Annotated in this window: 17 protein-coding genes; 12 read left to right on the forward strand and 5 right to left on the reverse strand. The window is 66.0% G+C overall.

The features are described from left to right. The 5 genes from AAG813_RS19235 to AAG813_RS19255 all read left to right on the forward strand — a co-directional run. Nucleotides 1-804: pirin-like C-terminal cupin domain-containing protein (locus AAG813_RS19235; RefSeq protein ID WP_341917652.1), on the forward strand; the 804-nt coding region annotated here is incomplete at its 5' end. Between the two features lie 300 nt (nt 805-1104). Next, nucleotides 1105-1470, forward strand: coding sequence for a hypothetical protein (locus AAG813_RS19240; protein WP_341917653.1), 366 nt, complete (start codon nt 1105-1107; stop codon nt 1468-1470). 29 nt (nt 1471-1499) lie between these two features. Then, nucleotides 1500-1874 (forward strand): hypothetical protein, encoded by a 375-nt coding sequence (locus AAG813_RS19245; protein ID WP_341917654.1) that lies wholly within the window; start codon nt 1500-1502, stop codon nt 1872-1874. A gap of 87 nt (nt 1875-1961) precedes the next feature. After that, a complete protein-coding gene (locus AAG813_RS19250; protein WP_341917656.1) occupies nt 1962-2420 on the forward strand; it encodes a hypothetical protein in 459 nt (152 codons plus the stop codon). A 44-nt stretch (nt 2421-2464) separates the two neighbouring features. Next, entirely contained in the window at nt 2465-2794 is a 330-nt protein-coding gene (locus tag AAG813_RS19255) for a hypothetical protein (protein ID WP_341917657.1), read from the forward strand. A 59-nt stretch (nt 2795-2853) separates the two neighbouring features. On the opposite strand, the gene gap is transcribed toward AAG813_RS19255, so the two are convergent. Both gap and tkt read right to left on the reverse strand, forming a co-directional pair. Further along, on the reverse strand, nt 2854-3852 hold the full coding sequence (gap, locus tag AAG813_RS19260; RefSeq protein ID WP_341917658.1) for a type I glyceraldehyde-3-phosphate dehydrogenase: 999 nt from the start codon (nt 3850-3852) through the stop codon (nt 2854-2856). Nucleotides 3853-3924: 72 nt separating this feature from the next. Then, the gene (gene tkt / locus AAG813_RS19265) at nt 3925-5976 is read right to left on the reverse strand and encodes a transketolase (protein ID WP_341917660.1); all 2052 of its coding nucleotides are present in this window, start codon (nt 5974-5976) and stop codon (nt 3925-3927) included. Nucleotides 5977-6197: 221 nt separating this feature from the next. On the opposite strand from tkt, the gene murU reads away from it, so the two are divergent. Both murU and AAG813_RS19275 read left to right on the forward strand, forming a co-directional pair. Beyond that, nucleotides 6198-6890: an N-acetylmuramate alpha-1-phosphate uridylyltransferase MurU gene (murU, locus tag AAG813_RS19270; RefSeq protein WP_341917661.1), complete on the forward strand. Its 693-nt coding sequence runs from the start codon at nt 6198-6200 to the stop codon at nt 6888-6890. 16 nt (nt 6891-6906) lie between these two features. Next, a complete protein-coding gene (locus AAG813_RS19275; RefSeq protein ID WP_341917664.1) occupies nt 6907-8292 on the forward strand; it encodes an aminopeptidase P N-terminal domain-containing protein in 1386 nt (461 codons plus the stop codon). A 15-nt stretch (nt 8293-8307) separates the two neighbouring features. On the opposite strand, the gene AAG813_RS19280 is transcribed toward AAG813_RS19275, so the two are convergent. Both AAG813_RS19280 and AAG813_RS19285 read right to left on the reverse strand, forming a co-directional pair. After that, entirely contained in the window at nt 8308-8910 is a 603-nt protein-coding gene (locus tag AAG813_RS19280) for a zeta toxin family protein (protein ID WP_341917666.1), read from the reverse strand. 4 nt (nt 8911-8914) lie between these two features. Further along, the gene (locus AAG813_RS19285; RefSeq protein ID WP_341917668.1) at nt 8915-9238 is read right to left on the reverse strand and encodes a hypothetical protein; all 324 of its coding nucleotides are present in this window, start codon (nt 9236-9238) and stop codon (nt 8915-8917) included. 91 nt (nt 9239-9329) lie between these two features. Here AAG813_RS19285 and AAG813_RS19290 point away from each other — a divergent pair, with 91 nt between their 5' ends. From AAG813_RS19290 to AAG813_RS19310, 5 genes are all read left to right on the forward strand, one after another. Further along, the gene (locus tag AAG813_RS19290) at nt 9330-10994 is read left to right on the forward strand and encodes a sigma 54-interacting transcriptional regulator (protein ID WP_341917669.1); all 1665 of its coding nucleotides are present in this window, start codon (nt 9330-9332) and stop codon (nt 10992-10994) included. A gap of 194 nt (nt 10995-11188) precedes the next feature. After that, on the forward strand, nt 11189-12091 hold the full coding sequence (locus tag AAG813_RS19295; protein WP_341917671.1) for a sulfurtransferase: 903 nt from the start codon (nt 11189-11191) through the stop codon (nt 12089-12091). A 51-nt stretch (nt 12092-12142) separates the two neighbouring features. Next, entirely contained in the window at nt 12143-12709 is a 567-nt protein-coding gene (locus AAG813_RS19300) for an OsmC family protein (protein ID WP_341917673.1), read from the forward strand. A 48-nt stretch (nt 12710-12757) separates the two neighbouring features. After that, a complete protein-coding gene (locus AAG813_RS19305) occupies nt 12758-13939 on the forward strand; it encodes an acyl-CoA dehydrogenase family protein (RefSeq protein WP_341917674.1) in 1182 nt (393 codons plus the stop codon). Then, on the forward strand, nt 13936-15222 hold the full coding sequence (locus AAG813_RS19310) for an FAD-dependent oxidoreductase (RefSeq protein ID WP_341917676.1): 1287 nt from the start codon (nt 13936-13938) through the stop codon (nt 15220-15222). Before AAG813_RS19305 ends, AAG813_RS19310 begins: the two co-directional genes overlap by 4 nt. A 9-nt stretch (nt 15223-15231) precedes the next feature. Here AAG813_RS19310 and AAG813_RS19315 read toward each other — a convergent pair whose 3' ends face one another. Further along, nucleotides 15232-19995: a YDG domain-containing protein gene (locus tag AAG813_RS19315; RefSeq protein WP_341917678.1), complete on the reverse strand. Its 4764-nt coding sequence runs from the start codon at nt 19993-19995 to the stop codon at nt 15232-15234. Nucleotides 19996-20013: the final 18 nt, after the last annotated feature.

Consider the following 20013-nt stretch of genomic DNA (forward strand, 5'->3'; position numbering starts at 1 on the left):
CGCGGCTTCGAGACCGTCACCATCGTCCGCAAGGGGCTGATCGACCATTCGGACTCGCTGGGTGCCACCGCACGTTTCGGCCGCGGCGATGTGCAGTGGCTGACGGCCGGGCAGGGCATTGTGCATTCCGAAATGTTTCCGCTGCTGGAGACCACCGCAGCCAACCCGCTGGAGCTGTTCCAGATCTGGCTGAACCTGCCCCGGCAGAGCAAGATGGCCAAGCCGCACTTCACCATGTTCTGGTCGCAGGACATTCCGCGTCTGAGCGCCACCGACGCGGAAGGCCACCGCACCGAGGTGGCGGTGATTGCGGGGCGACTCGTGGATGCCGGTGCGCCGCTGGCGCCACCTCCCGACTCGTGGGCCGCCCGGGACGACGCCGACGTGGCGATCTGGACGATTCGCATGGCGCCCGGCGCGCGCTGGACCCTGCCTGCCGCCGCAGGCGTGGGCACGCGGCGCCAGCTGTATTTTTTCAAGGGCAGCGCCGTCCGCCTTGCCGGCCAACCCGTCAACGCCCATGCGGCCATCGAGCTGCGCGCCGACGCCGCAGTGGAACTGCTCAACAGCGGCAGCGACGAGGCCGAGTTTCTGCTGCTGCAGGGCAAACCGATTGCCGAGCCGGTGGTGCAGTACGGCCCTTTCGTGATGAACACCCAGGCCGAAATCGCCCAGACCCTGGCGGACTACCAGCACACCCAGTTCGGCGGCTGGCCGTTTGCGGACGACGCACCGGTGCACGGGCGCGACCCGCTGCGGTTTGCGAAACACCCGGACGGGCGCGAGGAAAAACCAGCGCCCTGACACCACGGCGGCACCCGTCCTTACGGGGGGACGGCCTCACCCGGATTGCTATGTTTTTAATAGCTCTCCGCGCTTGTGGCACAAGGACCAGCACCTCTTTTGATACCTAAAAATCCGAGTTTTCTGCGCTGCAGCGTTGTCCGAAGGACCTAAATAATTCCGGAAAATCCCGGGAAATAGTTGCCTTTTTTTCTGCCTGCCACCGGCCTATCGTTGCGCTCATCACCCTGTTGTGCGCCGCGTTGGCAAGCCAGCGCGCAGATGGTCAAGACAGGGGGTTTCCTGTTGAGGAGGAAAGGCATGAAAACCACCCGCATGGGTCTTGTGCTGCTGGCGTGCGTCGCCTGGCTGCAAGCTGCCCCGGCCAGCGCCCAGTTGCCGCCCAAACTTCCCGCCGGCACGGAAGCACCGCCGGCCGGTCCCCAGCCCAAGGGCTGGAATTGGCAGGCTCCCAAGGAACCGAAGGTTCTGAGTTCCAAGGACTATCTCGCGCAGGTACCCGGCCATGCCGGGCCAGGGACCGACGCGGCGGAGTCCAGGCAGGCCGACGTCGCCTTGCTGACCGCGCAGACCAATGCCATCAAGGCGCTGTCCAAGCGCCTGGAGGCGCTTGAAGCCCGCGTGCAGCAAATGGAAGCCGCCCAGAAGGCCGGGGGCAGCAAATGACGAAGGTGCCCCCTTCCTCCGCTGACCCGATGGCCGCCCTCGACGCAGCGCAGGCCGCCGTGAACGCAGCCGCGGCGAACCCGGCCAACACGCAGCTGGTCCAGGCCTGGTCACCCAGCCTGGTTCAGTTCCTCGCGATCGCCGTGCTGCTGTTCACCTTCGGCGCCTTGTTGCTGGGCACCCTGCTGCTCTGGCGTTCGAAGGCACCCGCGTCGCACGTGCTGCGCATTTTTGGCGTCATTTCCATCATCGGCATTTCTGCACTGCTGCTGGTGGTGGGCTACAGCAACGACCAGCTGACGCCCATCGTGGGCCTGTTCGGCGCCATCGCGGGTTACCTGCTGGGCAAGGATATTCCGGCGCCGGGCGCGCGCGACGACACCCTGCCCCGTGCGGGCGGATGAAGCAGGTGCCGCGTTACACGCCATCCACGCCGCATGCCGCCGCACCTGCAGACCCATGCATAGCAACTTGACAACCAGGAGAGCCCCATGACAAGCATCAGACATCCATCAACCTGCCGGGCCCGGATCGCGGCAGTCTTCGTCGCGGCGGGCATGGCGCTGTCGGGCTGCTCGATTCAGCTCATCAGCAAGTACGACGAAGCGACCGACAAGGCCGTGACGGCGCTGCAGAAAAAAACCGAAGCACACCTCGTTGCGCTGGAGGCGGTTCAGGGCCTGCCGGATTGCAAATACGAAAAGCACAAGCAGTTTTATGAGGAGGCCAAGGTCGACATCAGCGCGATCACGGTGAGGGCGGCGGCGATTCCCAAAAACGAGATCACGACACAGCAGGCCGGGCTGCTCGCAGGCAGCCTCGGGAGCCTGGAAAAGCTGCACCGGATGGCGTGCCTGTCCGGTGAGCAGATAGCGCCGCTGCGCACGCAATTCAACAGCAGCTTCACGGCCATTCTCAAGCTGGAACTCGCCAAGCGCCGCGGTGAGTAAGTACTTGTTCTGGATCTCCCCAACCCCCTCGCAAGGAAAAAATCATGAGTCTCAATGCATCCCAGCTCGGCAAGGACATGCTCACCGCGTTCAAGGGTGTGCTGAGCGACAAGTGGCCCGACATCAAAGAGTACGGTGAGGCCGAAAGCAAGAAGCTGGCGCAGACACTGGTCATGATTGAAGCGCTGAAGCTTGCCGGCAAGATCAACGAGGAGCAGGCGGCACTTCATCTGGATATCCAGAAAAATGCCACGCGCATGGTGCTGCTGACGCTGGAGGGTCTCGGCATACTGATGGCGGAAGCGGCCATCAATGCTGCGCTGAATGTCGTCAAGGACACAGTCAACACCGCGCTGGGGTTTGTGCTCGTGTAGCCGCGTCCGGCGAAAAAAAACGCGCCCTCAGGCGCGTTTTTTTTGCAGGCGGTGGCGAATTATTTCGCGACCACGCGCACCATCTCCAGGCACTTGTTCGAGTAACCCCACTCGTTGTCGTACCAGGCGACGATCTTGACGAAGGTACTGTCCAGCGCAATGCTGGCGTCGGCGTCAAACACGCTGGTGCAGGTTTCACCGCGGAAGTCGGTGGCCACCACCTTGTCTTCGGTGTAGCCGAGGATGCCCTTGAGCGCGCCTTCGCTTTGCGCCTTCATCTCGGCGCAGATTTCCTTGAGCGTGGCTTCCTTGTTCAGCTCGCAGGTCAGGTCCACCACCGACACGTCGGAGGTCGGCACGCGGAAAGACATGCCGGTGAGCTTCTTGTTGAGCTCGGGGATGACCACACCGACGGCCTTGGCGGCACCGGTGCTGGACGGAATGATGTTTTCCAGGATGCCGCGGCCGCCGCGCCAGTCCTTGTTGCTCGGGCCGTCCACGGTTTTCTGCGTCGCCGTGGCGGCGTGCACGGTGGTCATCAGGCCGCGCTTGATGCCCCACTTGTCGTTGAGCACCTTGGCCACGGGGGCCAGGCAGTTGGTGGTGCAGCTGGCGTTGGAAATGATGGCCTGGCCGGCGTAGGTCTTGTCGTTGACGCCGTAGACGAACATCGGCGTGTCGTCTTTCGACGGCGCCGAGAAGATGACTTTTTTGGCGCCGGCGGCCAGGTGTTTTTCACCCGAGGCCTTGTCCAGGAAGAGGCCGGTAGCCTCGAGCACGATGTCGGCGCCGATCTCGTTCCACTTCAGGTTGGCGGGGTCGCGCTCCTGGGTCAGGCGGATCTTCTTGCCGTTGACGATCAGGGTGTTGCCTTCAACCGAGACCTCGCCCTTGAAGCGGCCGTGCACCGAGTCGTACTGCAGCATGTACTTGAGGTAGTCCGGCTCGAGCAGGTCGTTGATGCCGACGATCTCGATGTCGCTGAAGTTCTGCACGGCGGCACGCAACACGTTGCGCCCGATGCGGCCGAAGCCGTTGATACCTAGTTTGATGGCCATCTGCTTTTGCTCCTGGAAGTTGAAAACCTGAAAACCGGGGTCTCCGTGACGGCCCGCGGGCCGCCGCGGTACTTACTTTTTCGACAATACCTTGCGCACGGTGTCGGCCACGTTCTCGGGCGTGAAGCCGAAATGCTTGAACAGGACCGGGGCCGGGGCCGACTCGCCGTAGCTGTCGATGCCGACCACCGCGGCGCAGCCGTATTTCCACCAGCCGTCGGTGACACCCATCTCGACCGCGATGCGTGGAATGCCTTCGGGCAGCACTTCGGATTTGTAGGCAGGTTTTTGTTTGTCAAACGTCGTGGTGCTGGGCATGGAGACCACACGCACCGCGATTTTGTAGGTGGCCAGCAGCTCCTGCGCCTTCAGCGCCAGCTGCACTTCGGAGCCGGTGGCGATGATCACGGCCTGGGCTTTTTTGTTCAGGCCGACTTCGGCCGGCTCGGCCAGCACGTAAGCACCCTTGCTGATTTCGCCGAGGTCGGTTTTCGGGGCGTACGGCAGGTTCTGGCGGCTCAGCAGCAGGGCGGTCGGCCTGGCCTTGTTCTGCAGGGCCACGGCCCAGGCCACGGCGGTTTCGGCGGTGTCGCCCGGACGCCAGACGTCGAGGTTGGGGATCAGGCGCAGGCTGGCGGCGTGTTCGATCGACTGGTGCGTCGGGCCGTCTTCACCGAGGCCGATGGAGTCGTGCGTGAACACGTGCACCACGCGGATTTTCATCAGTGCGGCCATGCGGATGGCGTTGCGGCTGTAGTCGCTGAAGGTCAGGAAGGTGCCGCCGTAAGGGATGTAGCCGCCATGCAGCGCGATGCCATTCATGATGGCGGCCATGCCGAATTCGCGCACGCCGTAGTTGATGTGGCGGCCGATGACCTTGCCGCCGTCGGCTGCGTCGCTTTTCACCACGTCGCCAGCCAGGTCGAAACGCAGGGCCGGTGTGCTCTTGGTGTTGGTCAGGTTGGAGCCGGTCAGGTCGGCCGAGCCGCCCAGCATTTCCGGCAGGCCGGCGGTAAAGGCTTCCAGCGCGAGCTGCGAGGCCTTGCGCGAAGCCACGGTCTCGGCCTTGGTGTGGGCGCCGACCACGGTGTCCACCGCGATCTGCGAGAAGGCGCGCGGCAACTCGCCCTTCATGCGGCGCGTGAATTCCGCCGCCAGCTCGGGATGGGCCACCTTGTAGGCGGTGAATTTCGCGTCCCAGGCGGCTTCCAGCGCCAGGCCTTTGGCCTTGGCGTCCCAGGCTTCGTAGGCTTCCTTGGGCAACTCGAAGGGGGCGTGCGTCCAGCCCAGCGCCTCGCGCGTGAGCTTGATTTCCTCCGCGCCCAGCGGCTCGCCGTGGGCCTTGGCGGTGTTGGCGCGGTTCGGGGAGCCTTTGCCGATGTGGGTCTTGCAGACGATCAGCGTGGGTTTGTCGGCGCTGTTTTTGGCGTCGGTGAGGGCGCGCGTGACGGCCTCCACGTCGTGCCCGTCGATGGGGCCGATCACGTTCCAGCCGTAGGCGGCAAAACGCAGCGGCGTGTTGTCGACAAACCAGGGCGTGACCTGGCCGTCGATGGAGATGCCGTTGTCGTCGTACAGCGCGATCAGCTTGTTGAGTTTCCAGGCGCCGGCCAGGGCGCAGGCCTCGTGGCTGATGCCTTCCATCAGGCAGCCGTCGCCCAGGAAGACATAGGTGTGGTGGTCGACGATGCTGTGGTCGGCCTGGTTGAATTCAGCGGCCATCAGCTTCTCGGCCAGCGCCATGCCGACCGCGTTGCTGATGCCCTGGCCCAGCGGGCCGGTGGTGGTTTCAATGCCGGGGGTGTAGCCGAACTCGGGATGGCCCGGTGTCTTGCTGTGCAGCTGGCGGAAGTTCTTCAGCTCCTTGATCGGCAGGTCGTAACCGGTCAGGTGCAGCAGCGCATAAATCAGCATGGAGCCGTGGCCGTTGGACAGCACAAAACGGTCGCGGTCGAACCAGTGCGGGTTGTGCGGGCTGTGCTTCAGATGGCGGCCCCAGAGCGCGACGGCCATGTCGGCCATGCCCATGGGGGCGCCGGGGTGGCCGGAGTTGGCCTGCTGCACGGCATCCATGGCCAATGCACGGATGGAGTTGGCCATGAGGGATGTGGGGGTGTCAGCCATTGCTTGAAGTCCAGGGTGTGTGAAGGTCGCAGCGCCCGGTGCCGGCTCGGCCACCGGCAAAACCGGGCACTCGGGAAAACCCCTGATTTTACGGGATGCCACCCCCTGCGGTTTGCCGGCGTGCCGCCAGCCTCGAATGCTATGGATTTAGGAGCTGATGGCGCCCGATGCGCATGGGCAGTGGCCGCTTTTTCTTCATAAGCCGGCATAATTCAGGCCACATGAGCACCCAAGCCCTGATTCTGGCCGCCGGCCGCGGCGAACGCATGCGTCCGCTGACCGACCACCACCCCAAACCGCTGCTGCAGGTGCAGGGCAAGCCGCTGATCGTGTGGCACCTGGAGCGCCTGGCGCGCGCGGGTGTCACGGATGTGGTGATCAACACCGCCTGGCTGGAGGAGCAGTTTCCCGCGGCGCTGGGCGACGGCAGCGCCTTCGGCCTGCGCCTTCGTTACTCGCACGAAGGTGTCCGTTTTGGCGGTGCGCTGGAAACCGCGGGCGGCATCGCCACCGCATTGCCACTGCTGCGGGACGCGCCCTTCTGGCTGGTCGCCGGTGACGTGTTCATGCCGGGTTTTGATTTTCCGGCGGCCGACGCGCAGCGTTTTTCCGCCTCCAGCGCGCTGGCACACATCTACCTGGTGCCGAATCCGCCGCACAACCCGAAAGGCGACTTCGGCATCAGCGCCGGCGGGCTGGCGCTGTCGCAGGCTGATGAAAAATTCACCTACAGCACGGCAGGCCTGTACCGCCCGGCCCTGTTCAGGGACACGCCGGCCGGACAGAAAGCCGCACTGGCGCCGCTGCTGCGCCAGGCCATGCAGCACGGTCAGGTCACGGCGGCGCTATATTCAGGCGCATGGACCGACGTGGGCACGCCCGAACGCTTGGCCGAGCTGAACAGTCCCCGTTAGGAAAACGCTTTTACCCATGACCACCATCTACGAAAAACGCCGCGCCGCCGTGGCACGCGCCCTCAAGGCCGCCGGCGGCGGCATCGCCCTGCTGCCCACTGCCCCCGAAGTGGCGCGCAACCGCGACAGCAGCTTTCCCTACCGGCACGACAGCTACTTTTATTACCTGACCGGTTTTGACGAACCAGGCGCCTGGCTGGCCATTGAGGCTAACGGCCACAGTACGCTGTTTTGCCAGCCCAAGGACATGGAGCGCGAGATCTGGGACGGCATCCGCCTCGGTCCCAAGGCCGCCCCGGCCGCACTCGGTGTGAATGCTGCTTTCAGCGTGGACACCCTCGAAGACAAGATGCCCGCGTTGCTGACCAACCAGCAGGCCGTGTGGTTTCCGTTTGCCACGCACAAGGGCCTGGAAACCCAGGTCGATGGTTGGCTCGCCAAGGTGCGCGCGCGCATCCGCTTCGGCGCCGAATGCCCGCAAAGCCAGCATGACCTGTGCAAGCTGCTCGACGAGATGCGCCTGACCAAGGACGCGCACGAGGTCGCCATCCTGCGGCGTGCCGGTGCCATCTCGGCTGGCGCCCATGTGCGTGCGATGCAGACCTCGGCGGCCATGCTGCGCCAGGGCGTGCCGGGCGGGCTGCGCGAGTACCACCTCGAAGCCGAACTGCTGCACGAGTTCCGCCGCCACGGCTCGCAGTTTCCGGCCTACACCAGCATCGTTGCTGCCGGCGCCAATGCCTGCGTGCTGCATTACCGCGCCGGCAACGCCGAGCTCAAGCCGGGCGAGCTGTGCCTGATCGACGCGGGCTGCGAGCTCGACGGCTATGCCAGCGACATCACCCGCACCTTCCCGGCCGGCGGCAAGTTCACGCCGGCCCAGCGCGTGTTGTACGAAATCGTTCTGGAAGCGCAATACGCCGCGGTGAAGGTGACCAAACCCGGCAAACGCTTCACGGACCCGCACGACGCGGCCACGCGTGTGCTGGCCCAGGGCATGCTCGACACCGGCCTGCTGTCCAAAGCCAAGCACGGCAAGGTTGACGACGTGCTGGCCTCGGGCGCCTATCGCCAGTTCTACATGCACCGCACCGGCCACTGGATGGGCATGGACGTGCATGACTGCGGCGACTACACCGAGCCGGGCAGCAAGCCACGCGAGGAAAAGGACGCGCTCGGCCAGACCGTGATGCGCAAGCCCGCGCGCATCCTGCGCCCCGGCATGGTGACCACCGTCGAGCCCGGCATTTATGTGCGGCCCGCCAAGGGTGTGCCCAAGGAGTTCTGGAACATCGGCATCCGCATCGAGGACGATGCGCTGATCACGGCGAAGGGCTGTGAACTGCTCACGCGTGGCGTGCCGGTGGAGGCCGATGAGATTGAAGCGTTGATGCGGGGGTAGGCCCGCTGCGGGGCCTCAGTCGGCCTCTGCAAGACCCAGAACCGTCTGGGCCCAGCGCGGCAATTGATCGGCGAAGAGGGTCACCTTGCTGCCCTCGCACATCGCGACCATGAAGGGCCCGCCGTCCTCCAGATCCCGCCCGTCATAGAGATACGCCACCGTCGCCAGGCTGACGGCTTGGGACAGATAACGCAGGGTGCGGGGATAACGCGCGAGGATTTTGTCAGGGGGCACAAAATGCCCGCCTTCCTGCACACGGCCTTGCACCCGCGCCAGCAAGCGCTGGGGGTCGTCCAATGCCACGACATACAAAGCCACCACGTAGCCTTGCGCAAGCGCCTCGTCGATCAGGGCGAGCTTGGACTCATGGGAAAAAACCGTTTCGCTGACGAACGACTCGTCACCGGCAAGTTTGATCGTGCGTTGCGCGTCGGCCCAGTCTCTGGCGGCTTGAGAACGCTGCACAGGATCAATGATGTGTTGCAGGTGCTCGCGCTCATAAAGATCAGCGTTAATAAACGCCAGGTCGGCGCTGAGGATGCCCTCGCGCACCAAGGCGCGGTAAAGGGTGGACTTGCCCGCGCCGTTGGGACCTGCCAGCAGGTGGAGAACCGGCATGCAACTAACTGGCGCGTTTGCGGTTTTCTTCCACCACTTCCCGTACCCGTTGTGCCAGCGAGCCGCTTACTTCTGCCGCCAGCAAGCGGCTGGTCAGGTCTGCGACAGCGCGCGTTTGTTGGGCCTTGCGCGCGGCGGCTTCATAGCCCTCAATCGCCGTCTGCGCCTCCTGCACTGTCAGGCCGGAATGCTCGACCACCCGGCCCAAAGTGGCCCAGTATTCGATCTGGCCCGCTGCCGAGCGCCGCATGGGCTGCGCTGCCTCGCGCGCCTGTTCGACCAGGGCCGTGGGAAGTTTGACGGAGGCAAAGTTGCTGGGTGTGGCCATGATTAACTCCTGTATGGCGCATTTTGCGCCATACAGGATAAAGTTGCAACAGACTCAGCGGCGCATGGCTGATTTATTGCTAGTCTGGGTCATGGCCCCTTCCACCTTGCCTGCCAAACCCGCCGCCGACCCGCAGTGGCGCGCCCAGGAGCTGCTGCTCATGAGCGAGGTCATGCGCCTGGTTGGCAAAAGCCTGGCGCCGGAAGTGGTGATGCGCGAGATGCTGCACCTGATGTCCGAGCTGCTGGGGCTGAATCGCGGCCGCATCGTGCTGGCCGACTTTGTCGGCGATCTGGCGCTGCAGGGGCTGGCCGACCGCAAACCGGCGACCCGCGCGCCCGATGCGCCCGCGCCAGCTTCGGCCATTCGTTATGCCTATGGCCTGACACGGCAGGAAATGGCACGTGGCCGTTACGGCCCGGGGGAAGGCATCACCGGCCGCGTGCTGGCCACGGCGCAGCCCATCATCGTGCAGGACATCGACGCCGAGCCACAGTTTCTGGCACGGTCCGTCGCCCGGGCGCAGCTGCCGCCTGACACGGTGGCCTTCATCGCGCTGCCGATTGAAGTCAACCGCGAGGTCATCGGTGTGCTGGCCTGCCACCGCATCCGCAGCCGCGACCGGCAGCTGGCCGACGATGTGGCGGTGCTGAAGATCCTGGCCACGCTGGCCGGACAGCTGTTGCAGCTGCAGGCGCTGGTGGCAGACAAAACGCGTGCCCTGGAGGCAAAAAACCGGCTCCTGAGCCGCGCGCTGGAAACCGCGGCAGCGCGTTACGGCATCATCGGCACCTCTCCGGCGCTGCTGCAGGCACTCAGCGAGCTCGAACGGGTGTCCGAGGCCACGGCCAGCGTGCTGCTGCTGGGCGAGTCGGGCACCGGCAAGGAGCTGTTTGCACGCGCCGTGCACCTGTCGAGCCAGCGCCGCGACCAGCCCTTCATCAAGGTCAACTGCGCGGCGATTCCGGACACGCTGTTCGAGTCCGAGCTGTTCGGTTATGAACGCGGCGCTTTCACCGGCGCGCAAACCGCGCGTGCCGGCTGGTTCGAGCAGGCCGACCGCGGCACGATTTTTCTCGACGAGATCGGCGAGATGCCGCTGGCCATGCAGACCAAGCTGCTGCGCACGCTGCAGGAGGGAACCATCGTGCGCCTGGGCGGCAAACGCGAGATCAGGGTGGCGGTGCGCGTGGTGGCCGCGACCAACCGCGACCTGGCGCAGGACGTGCTGACGGGGACTTTTCGGCGCGACCTGTTTTACCGGCTCAACGTGATCCCGATCCGCCTGCCCTCGCTGCGTGAACGCCGGCAGGACATCCGCGCACTGGCCGTCCATTTCTTGAGCCGCATCAACCAGGCCAACCAGCGCAATGTGAGCCTGTCCGCGGCGGCGCTGGCGCGTCTCGAACAACATCCCTGGCCCGGCAACATCCGCGAACTGGGCAATGTGATCGAGCGCCTGGTGCTGTTGACCGACAGCCCCATGGTGTCCGCTGAAGAGCTGCAGCGGTTTTTGCCGCACGAGCAGCACAGCCGGACGCCGGGCCAGCCGGCGGCCCCCCGGCAAGCCGCTGTTTCGGCGCCCGTGGTCCGTGACTACCTGGCCGCGCAATCGCACCCAGCGGCGCAGCTGCAGCAGGCCTTGCGCGAGCATGGCGGCAACCAGTCCCGCGCCGCCCAGGCGCTGGGGCTGACGGTGCGGCAGTTCAGCTACCGGCTGCGCAAACTGGGTCTGCACAATGTCGACAATGTGTAGACACTGTGTCGGCCGGGCAAGCGCCGGGGTTTCCGGCGGAATACTTGCTTGCTACTGAATCAATAGCTGTTCGCGCCCGCTGAATAAGGGCTAGCGGCCATTTTTATCATTAGCTTCCGGCACGGGACAAGATGGCACGCGGGTTGCAATGAGGGGAGGGACGGCATGTGCCGTGACTTCCCCTGGAGATTGCCATGACGACCCCTTCTTCGACGACCAGTGTTCTCGTTTCTCCCGAACAACTGTCTGCCATGATGGCGGCCGAGCCCGTGGTCATCATCGACACGCGCGACGCCGACACCTATGCCGCCGGCCATTTGCCCGGTGCCGTCAACATGCGCGAAATCTTCACCTTTCTGGCCACGTCCACGGCCGAAGGCCTGACCGCGCTCAAGTCCACCTTTGCCGAACACTTCGGGCTGGTCGGCCTGTCGGGCAAGGAAACCGCCGTGTTTTACGAGGACGCGCTCAATAGCGGCTACGGCCAGTCCTGCCGCGGCTACTACCTGCTGACCTGGCTGGGTTACCCCAAGGTCAAGGTGCTCAACGGTGGTTTCTCGGCCTGGAAAGCCCAGGGCCTGCCGGTCAGCACCGAAGCGGCAACGCCCACGCTCGCCACCTTCCCGGCCGACCTGGCCATGGCCGACGTGATGCTGACCAAGGAGGATGTGGCCGCCGCGCTGTACACCGATGTCGCGCTACTGGACGTGCGCGACATCGACGAATGGACCGGCGAAAGCTCGTCGCCCTATGGCAAGGACTTTGCGCCGCGCAAGGGCCGCCTGCCCGGCGCCAGGTGGATCGAGTGGTACCGCTTCATGAAACCCTCGGCCCAGGGCCCGGTGTTCAAGTCACCGCTGGAAGTGCAGGCCGAATGTGCCACCGCCGGCATAGCTACCGACGACACGGTGTACCTGTATTGCTTCAAGGGTGCGCGCGCGTCGAACACTTTTCTGGCACTCAAGCAGGCCGGCTTCAGCGACGTGCGCATGTACTTCGGTTCGTGGAACGAGTGGTCGCGCGACGACTCGCTGCCGATTGAAACCGACGCGCCGGTGATGAAGGCCAAACCCCCGTCACTGGCCCTGGCCGCCTGAGCAAGCCCTGCCGCATTCCTTTTTTACCAACCTGATCAGGAGACTTTCCCCATGTCCGTGGACACCCCCATCGCCCCCGCCGCACCGACTACCGTGAAGGCTTACCTCAAACCCATCGACGGCGAGGGCCTGGCCGCCTTTGCAGCCAAGGGCCGTGCCAACCCGGCCTCGCGCGGCTCCAACAAGGTCCACACCGTGATGCAGGGCATGTACCGCTCGCTGAGTTACGTGGGCGACCACACGCCGGTGGTGGTGGATGAACCGCTGCACCTGTTCGGCGAAAACACCGCGCCGGCACCCGGTGAAATCGTGCTGTCGGGCCTGGGCGGCTGCCTGGCCGTCGGCATCACCGCCGTGGCGACCTGGAAGAAGGTCAAGCTGTCCAGGCTGGAGGTCTTCATGGAAGGCGACATCGGCAACCCGGCGGCGTGGGGTGCGGGCGGTGCCACCAAGGAAGCACCCGACATGGGCTTCCAGGCGATCCGCGTGAAGATCGTGATCGAGGGCGATGCACCGCGCGACGTGCTCGACGAAATTGTCCAGCATGCGAACTTCTATTCGCCGGTGGCCAACAGCATGCGCAACCCGATTCCGTTCGAGATCGCCCTGGCCGACTGACCCCGGCTCTGCCCCGCACGACCGTCCCACCACCGCAAGGACTTCCTCATGAATCCCGCTGACCTGCCCCGTGAACTGACCTGCGCGCCGCCGCCGGCGACCGATGCTCTGCTGGCCGCCGTGCGCGCGGTCGCGCAGGGGCCGCTGCAGCAACAGGTGGAAGCGATTGACCGGCAAGGCCATTACCCTCGGGCCGTGCTGCAGGAACTGGCCAAACTCGGCGCGATGAGTGCGCACCTGGACGCGCCCGCCGGCGCAGGCAGCTACGCGCTGGCGATCCAGGCCATGGCTGAAGTCTCGCGCGTCTGCGGCGCCACCGGCTTCATGATGTGGTGCCAGGCCGTGTGCGGCCTGTACATGCAGCAGTCGGGCAACCCGGCCCTGATGGGTGAGATGTTGTCGCGGCACGCCAGCGGTGCCGGCCTGGGTGGCACGGCGCTGTCCAACCCGATGAAAAGTTACGCGCAGATCGAAAGCCTGCTACTCAAGGCCACACCTGTCGATGGCGGCTACCTCGTCAACGGCACCTTGCCCTGGGTCAGCAACTTGGGGCCGGGCCATTACTTCGGCGCGATAGCCGCGGTGACGGCGGGCGATGCGCCTGCCGCAGCAACAGGAAACGGCTCCTGCGCGTCGCGGGAAGTGATGTTCCTGCTGCGCTGCAACGCCCCCGGCGTGGAACTGCGCGAATGCCCGAGCTTTTCGGCCATGGAAGGCACAGGCACCTACGGCGTGCGCCTGAAGGACCATTTCATTGGTGCGGGAGAAATCATGGCCGATCCGGCCAAGCCCTACATTGCGCGCATCCGCGCCGCTTTTGTGATGTTGCAGTGTGGCATGGCAGTGGGCATCACCCAGGGGGCGATCGACTCGATGTGGACCGTGGAGCCGCAACTCGGTCATGTCAACCAGTTCCTGGAAGACCGGCCCGACACCCTGCAGGCCGAACTGGACGCGCTGACCCGGCGCGTGATGAAACTCGCCGAAACACCGTTTGATCCGTCAGCCGAATTTTTCATCGACGTGCTCGATGCACGCGCCCACGGCGCCGAGCTGTGCCTGCGCGCCGCCCAGTCGGCGCTGATGCACCAGGGGGCACGCGGCTACCTGATGTCGTCCGAAGTACAGCGGCGCGTGCGTGAATCGCATTTTGTCGCCATCGTCACGCCTGCGATCAAGCACCTGCGCAAGGAAATCGCGCGGCTGAGCGCCGAGGAGCAGCCGGCATGATCCTGCCGCCACAAGCACGGCCTGCGCCAGCCGTCACCACCGATGCGTCCGGTCTGCCCTGGGCGCTGTATATCTGCAAAGCCTGCGGACTGATTTATGACGAAGCCACCGGTGATGTCGACAGCGGGTTGGCGCCGGGCACGCGTTTTGCCGACATTCCGGACGGCTGGGCCTGCCCGCTGTGCGGTGTGGGCAAGGCCGACTTCGAACCGCATGTGGTGGCCGAGCTGCCGCAGCGACGGGCCGCCAGCCCGGCCTCCCGTCTGCCCCAAGGCGCCGCCGCGCGGCACAACGCGGGCACGGTCATCGTCGGGGCGGGGCGCGCCGGCTGGGAGATGGCGCAAGCGCTGCGTGAACGCGACGCCGACATGCCCATCACCCTGGTGACCGCTTGCAACGGCGACATCTACGACAAACCCATGTTGTCGGTGGCCATCGCACGCGGCATGGCCGTCGACAAGCTGGCGCGTGAAAGTGGCGACCAGGCGGCGGAGCGCCTCGGTGTGCGGCTGCTGGCCCACACGCAGGCCGTCAGCATCACGCCGGGCAGCCGCCAGCTGCGCACCACCCGCGGCACGCTGCGCTACCGGCACCTGGTGCTGGCGCATGGCGCGCAGGCGCGTTCCTTGCCGCAACTGCCTGCCGCCCTGTGCTGGCGCATCAACCATCTGCAGGCCTACGCCAGGTTCCGTGCGCTGTTGGGCACCTCCCCGAAACGCATCGCCATCGTGGGCGCCGGCCTGATTGGCTCCGAACTCGCCAACGACCTGGCGCTGGCGGGCCACCAGGTCACCCTGCTCGATGTGCAGACGCGGCCGCTCGCAAGCTGCCTGTCGGAAGTGCAATCGCAGCAACTGCTGGCCGCCTGGCGCGAGCTGCCATTGCAGTTTGTCGGCGGGGTGCAGGTCAGCGGGGTGAAGTCGCTGGCAGCGTCGGGACAGGGGGACAAACAGCTCGGCACGGCATGTGGGCAGACGTTCACGGTCGACCACATCATCGTGGCCGCCGGACTGCAGACACCGAGCCGGCTGGCGCGCAGCGCGGGCCTGGCCTGGAACCAGGGCATAGCTGTCCAGCCGGACTCGCTGGCCACCAGCGTGAAAGGCATTCACGCCCTGGGCGATTGCATTTCCGTCAACGGCCAGGTCAGCCGTTTCATCGAGCCCATCAGCCGGCAGGCGCAAACGCTGGCGGCCGACATTCTGGGCCAGGCCGCCATGCCCTACCATCCTGTGCGCGTGCCCTTGCGGGTGAAAACAACGACCCTGCCGTTCACGCTGTAGACAGCCGAGTCAACCTGGCTGGTACGCCGGCTCCATGGGCAGGCGCTCGGTGATGACCCGGCGCGGCGACGAGCCATCACCCTGCGCCTGGGATATGGTCAGTACCACCGCGCGTGCGCCCAGACTCACCCGAATCTGCAGCGGCAGCGCCCCGGACGGCACACCTGCGGCGACAAAGGCCTGGGTTTGAGCGTCGTACCGCAACCACGCCGGCAGCGGCCGGCCGCCGAGGGTCGAGGCGCCGACCTGCACAGCACCACCTGTCGACCCTGTCAACAGGGCGGACGGCAGCGAGAAACGAAAACCCCTGCCTGCGGTGACCAGCTCGCTCGCCACCGTGACCGTGACGAGGCCGGCCTCCTGGTCGGTGGGCTCACGGACGACCTTGACCGTCGTTCCAGGGCCGCCACCCGAGGCAGTCGGATCGCTTTCAAGCAGGGCATTTGCGTCCGCCACCGTCAACCCGGAAGCGGCGAACCGTTGCGGTGGAACGGGCGGCAGCGCGGGCACCTGGAAAAAGGAACCGGCGAAGCTGGACAGGTCGGTGATGCTGGCGGTGGTGGTGGCCGTGGGGTCCATCAACGTGTAGTTGTCTGCCGCGGCGCCGCCCAGGGAGATGCCGGTGATGTAAACGGCTTTATTCGTGCCCACTGAGGGGTTGTCAAAGTTGCCCGTGGCTGTGGCCGCATAAAGCACATCCCCCGCCACCAGGTTGGGGAAGCCGGCGCCGCCGGTGTTGAGGGTGGCGCTGGTATTGCCGTCCACGACCTTGTTGTAAGCCGTGATGCCGGTCACGCGGGGCATGCTTCTTCGCGTGATGGTCAGCAGCCCGTTGTTCAGCACCAGCGTGTAGTTTTCATTGTTGGTGGCGCCTGGCGTGATGGTTACCGGACCGGCGGCCACCGGCGTGTTGAACACCGCCGACGTGCTGCGGTAAACACCAACGCTAGCATCCGTGTCGCCGTCAATCAAGCCGGTCGTGGGGCTGCCGGTGAACGCGGGATTGGCATCACCATAGACACGGGTGGCGTTGTCAGTGTTGATCGTCAGGGTGGGCGCAATCCGGTACAGGAACATGTTGGCGCTGCCGCCCGGTGTGAAACTGGAGGACGTGTTGTAGCGCTTGTTGTAGCCCGTCACGCCTTCCGTCGTGGCGGCCGGGTCGCCGCTGTACACCAGATAACGTCCGGCGGAAGCCACGATGCCGCTGGCGCCCACGCTGTTGACCAGCTTGCCACCCGTGCTGGTTCCAGCCGCGTTGCTACTGCCCGCCTTGAGCACAATGGCGTCGCCCGTGCCGTTTGAAGTCACCGCATTGGCCAGCGTGAGATCCGACGCGGCGCCGGTGGTTTCAATTTTGGCGGCAACGGCAGTGGTGACACCCGCCACGCCGGCCACGGTACCCACGGTCAGTGCGCCGGCCTGGCTGTAATCGATGCTGCCGGTGTTGGCCGCCAGCGTGGTCACCGCATTGCCCGCATGGCGCAGGGTGTGGTCGCCGCCGGCGCCCGTCAGCGCCAGCCCTGATGCGCTGATCGCGCCCGATTGGGTCACCGCACCGCCGGCCGAGAGCGTGGCATTGCCGGTGGTCAGCACTGCCGCCACGTCGAAACCATTGACGTCGGTGTATTGAATCGCACCGGCCGAGATTGCCTGAAGATCAATCGTTCCGGCGTTGTTGCCGCTGTTGGTCAGTGTGATGGGTGAGTTGGCCGCCGAGTTCTGCACCTTCAGCGTGCTCGCCGTGATGTTGCCGGTAGAGGCCGTCTGAGTGACAGCGCCGCCGGCCAGGAGGTCGAGCGTGCCTGCGACGTTGGATGCTGCACTGCCCACACCCATGTTGATCGCGCCAGTAGCGACGAAGGCACTGCCACCCGCCGTGGTGTTGACGCCCAGATTGGTCGCCGCCACGTTAATGCGGTCGCCACTGCTGCCAATGTTGCCGTTGGCATGGAGGGTGACATTGGTGGCGGTAATGAGTTGTGTGCCGGTGTCGGTGATTGAGCCCGCATTGAGCGTCAGCGTCTTGCCCGCCAGATTAACCGCAGCACCTATCGTCATGACGCCGGTGCTGGCTGTATCGCCGATGACGATGGAGCCTGTGGCGCCGGTCGCAATCGCCGTTATTTCCGCGCCTGAAATATCAAAGGCGGAAGCACCTGCCAGCGACATCGCGTGATTTGCGGTTTTGGCCTTGATGGTCAACGCGCCACTGGTGGCAAGTGCGTTGTTGCCGGTGTTCGTGCCGATCGCAACCGTGTCCGCAATGACTGTGATGGGTCCGGTACCTGCAACAACGTCAATGTTGTTGTTCTGTGTATAAGTGCCTGTACCGGCGTCCACAACAACCGTCCCACCGGTGCCCGCCGCAGCGCCGCCGGTTGCGGTACCGCCCACGGCACTGAGGCTGCTTGCCAGCGTGATGCCCAGCCCGGCCCCGGCTGCATCCAGCGTGATCGCGCCGGCGTTGCCGCCCGCCGCCACACCCGAGGCGCCCGCGTTGCCGCCGCTCGTGGTGATGGCCGCCACCGTGACGCTGCCACCCGTCGAGGCCACCGACACCGCCGCACCGTTGCCGCCCGCCTGGCTGGCGCCGCTGCCAGCGCTTCCGCCGGCGCTGATGGCCGCTGCGGTGAGGGCAGCGCCGGCCTGCAGGGTGACGGTGCCCGCGTTGCGCCCGGTGGTGCCGGCCTGGGCCGTGCCGCCTGTCGTGGTGATGGTGCTGGTGCCCAGGGTGCCGGTGGTGGTCACACTGACCGCGCCGCCGTTGCCGTTGGCCGCGCCTGCCGTGCTCAAGGCGCCCAGGGTGGTGTTGCTGCCAGTGAGTGTGAGGGAGCCTGCGGCGCCGCCCGTGCCTGTGCCGGTCGCCCCACCCGTCGATGCCGTGATGGTGCTCGTGCCCAGTGTGCCGCTGCCGGTGATGGACACCACGCCTGCGTTGCCGCCGGCCTGGTCGGTGCCGTTGGCGGCACTACCGCTGGCGGTGATGGCGCCGGTGATGCTTCGGTTCACGCCCGTGATCGTGATGTTGCCCGCGTTGCTGCCCGCTCGTGTGCCTGTCGCCAATACGGTTCCGCTGCTGCTGATGGTGGTCGCGCTGACGCCGGCCTGCGAACTCACGCTGATCGAGCCGCCGTTGCCGCCTGCACCGCCTGCTGCGGACAGCGCTGTTGTCGTGACATTTCCTGTGCCTGCCGTGTTGCTCACGTTGATCGTGCCGGCCGTGCCGCCTGCGCCCGTGCCTGAGGCCGCGCCTGTGCTGGCTGTCAGTGTGGTGCTCTGTATGTTGCCGGCTGCGCTGTTGCTCAGGCTGATCGTGCCGGCATTGCCGCCCGTGCCGTTGTTGACACCGGCGCCGCCGTTGGCCGCCAGGGCGGTCACTGTGATGCCGCTGTTGCCGGTGACCGAGATCGCTGCGCCGTTACCGCCGGCCTGGTCTCCAGTGGTCACGCCGTTGCTGCCACTGGCGGTGATCGTGGTGCCGGTCAACAAGCCGCCCGTCGCCTGCAAGGTCACCGCGCCTGCATTGCGCCCGGTCGTGCCCGCATTGGCCGTGCCGCCTGAGCTGTCGATGACCCCTACGGTCTGCGCGCCCGCCGTGGTCACGCTGATGCTGCCGCCATGGCCGCTGGCGCCGCCCGTTGTGGTCAAGGTGCCCAACGTCGTGGCCAGGCCTGTGGCGTTGTTGTTCACGCTGATGCTGCCAGCGGCCAACGCCGCTGCAGTGCCTGCTGATGCGCCCGTACGGGCGTTGAGCCCGCCGCTGCCTATGAGGTTGATCGTCCCCGTGCTGCCTGCGCTATTGGTCACGCTGATGGCGCCTGCCGCGCCGCCTGCGGCGTTGCCGCTGCCGCCTGCGCCGCCGCTGGCCGTCATCGCGCCCAAGCCACTGCTGCTCATGCCGCCTGAGGTGCTGGTCACGCTGATGGTGCTGCCGCTGCCGCCCGCGAAGCTGGCGCCGTTGCCGGCCCCGCCTGTGGCAGTCAGAACACTGGCTCCCAGGGTAACCGTGCCGCCGCTCAGCGTGATGTTGCCTGCGTTCGATCCCGCGCTGGTGCTGCCTGCCCCACCCGTCGAGGTGATCGCCGCCCCGCCTGTGCTGAGCACGCCCGCACCGGTGGCGCTGACGCTGATGCTGCCGCCTGCGCCTTTGATGCCGCCGGTCGTGGTCAGCGCCGCTGTCGTGACGTTTCCTGTGGCAAAGCTATTGCTCACGCTGATGGAGCCTGCCGCTCCTGCCGCTCCCGTGCCCACCGCGTTGCCGGTGCTGGCTGTCAGTGCGCCCACGCTGATGTTGCCGCTGGTGCTGTTGCTCACGCTGATCGTGCCGGCGTTGCCGCCAGCGCCATTGTTGACGCCGTTGCCTCCGCTGGCGGTCAATATGCCGATCTGGGTGATGCCGTTGGTGGACGTGAGGTTGACCACAGCACCGGCGCCGCCGGCCCGGTCCCCGGTGGTCACGCCAGCACTGCCGCTGGCGCTGATCGCCGCCAGCGTCACACCGGCGCCGCTGACGCTGATGGCGCCGGCATCGCGTCCGGCGTTGCCGGCCGTGGCGGTGCCGCCTGTCGTGGTGATGGTTCCCGACACATTGACGGCTCCGCTGCCGCTGAGTGTCACGGCCCCGCCGTTGCCGTTGCCGGCCCCCGTGGTGGTGATGGCGCCGGTAGAGATGGCTTTGCCCGTCAGGTTCAGGGCCGTGCCGGCGCCCGTGCTGGTGCCGGTGATGGTGATATCGCCCTTGTTGGTTGTGCGGTTGGTGTCAATCGTCACGCCGCTGGCCAGCGTGAC

This window comes from Polaromonas sp. YR568 (genome assembly GCF_943371715.1).
Lineage (GTDB): Bacteria > Pseudomonadota > Gammaproteobacteria > Burkholderiales > Burkholderiaceae_C > Polaromonas.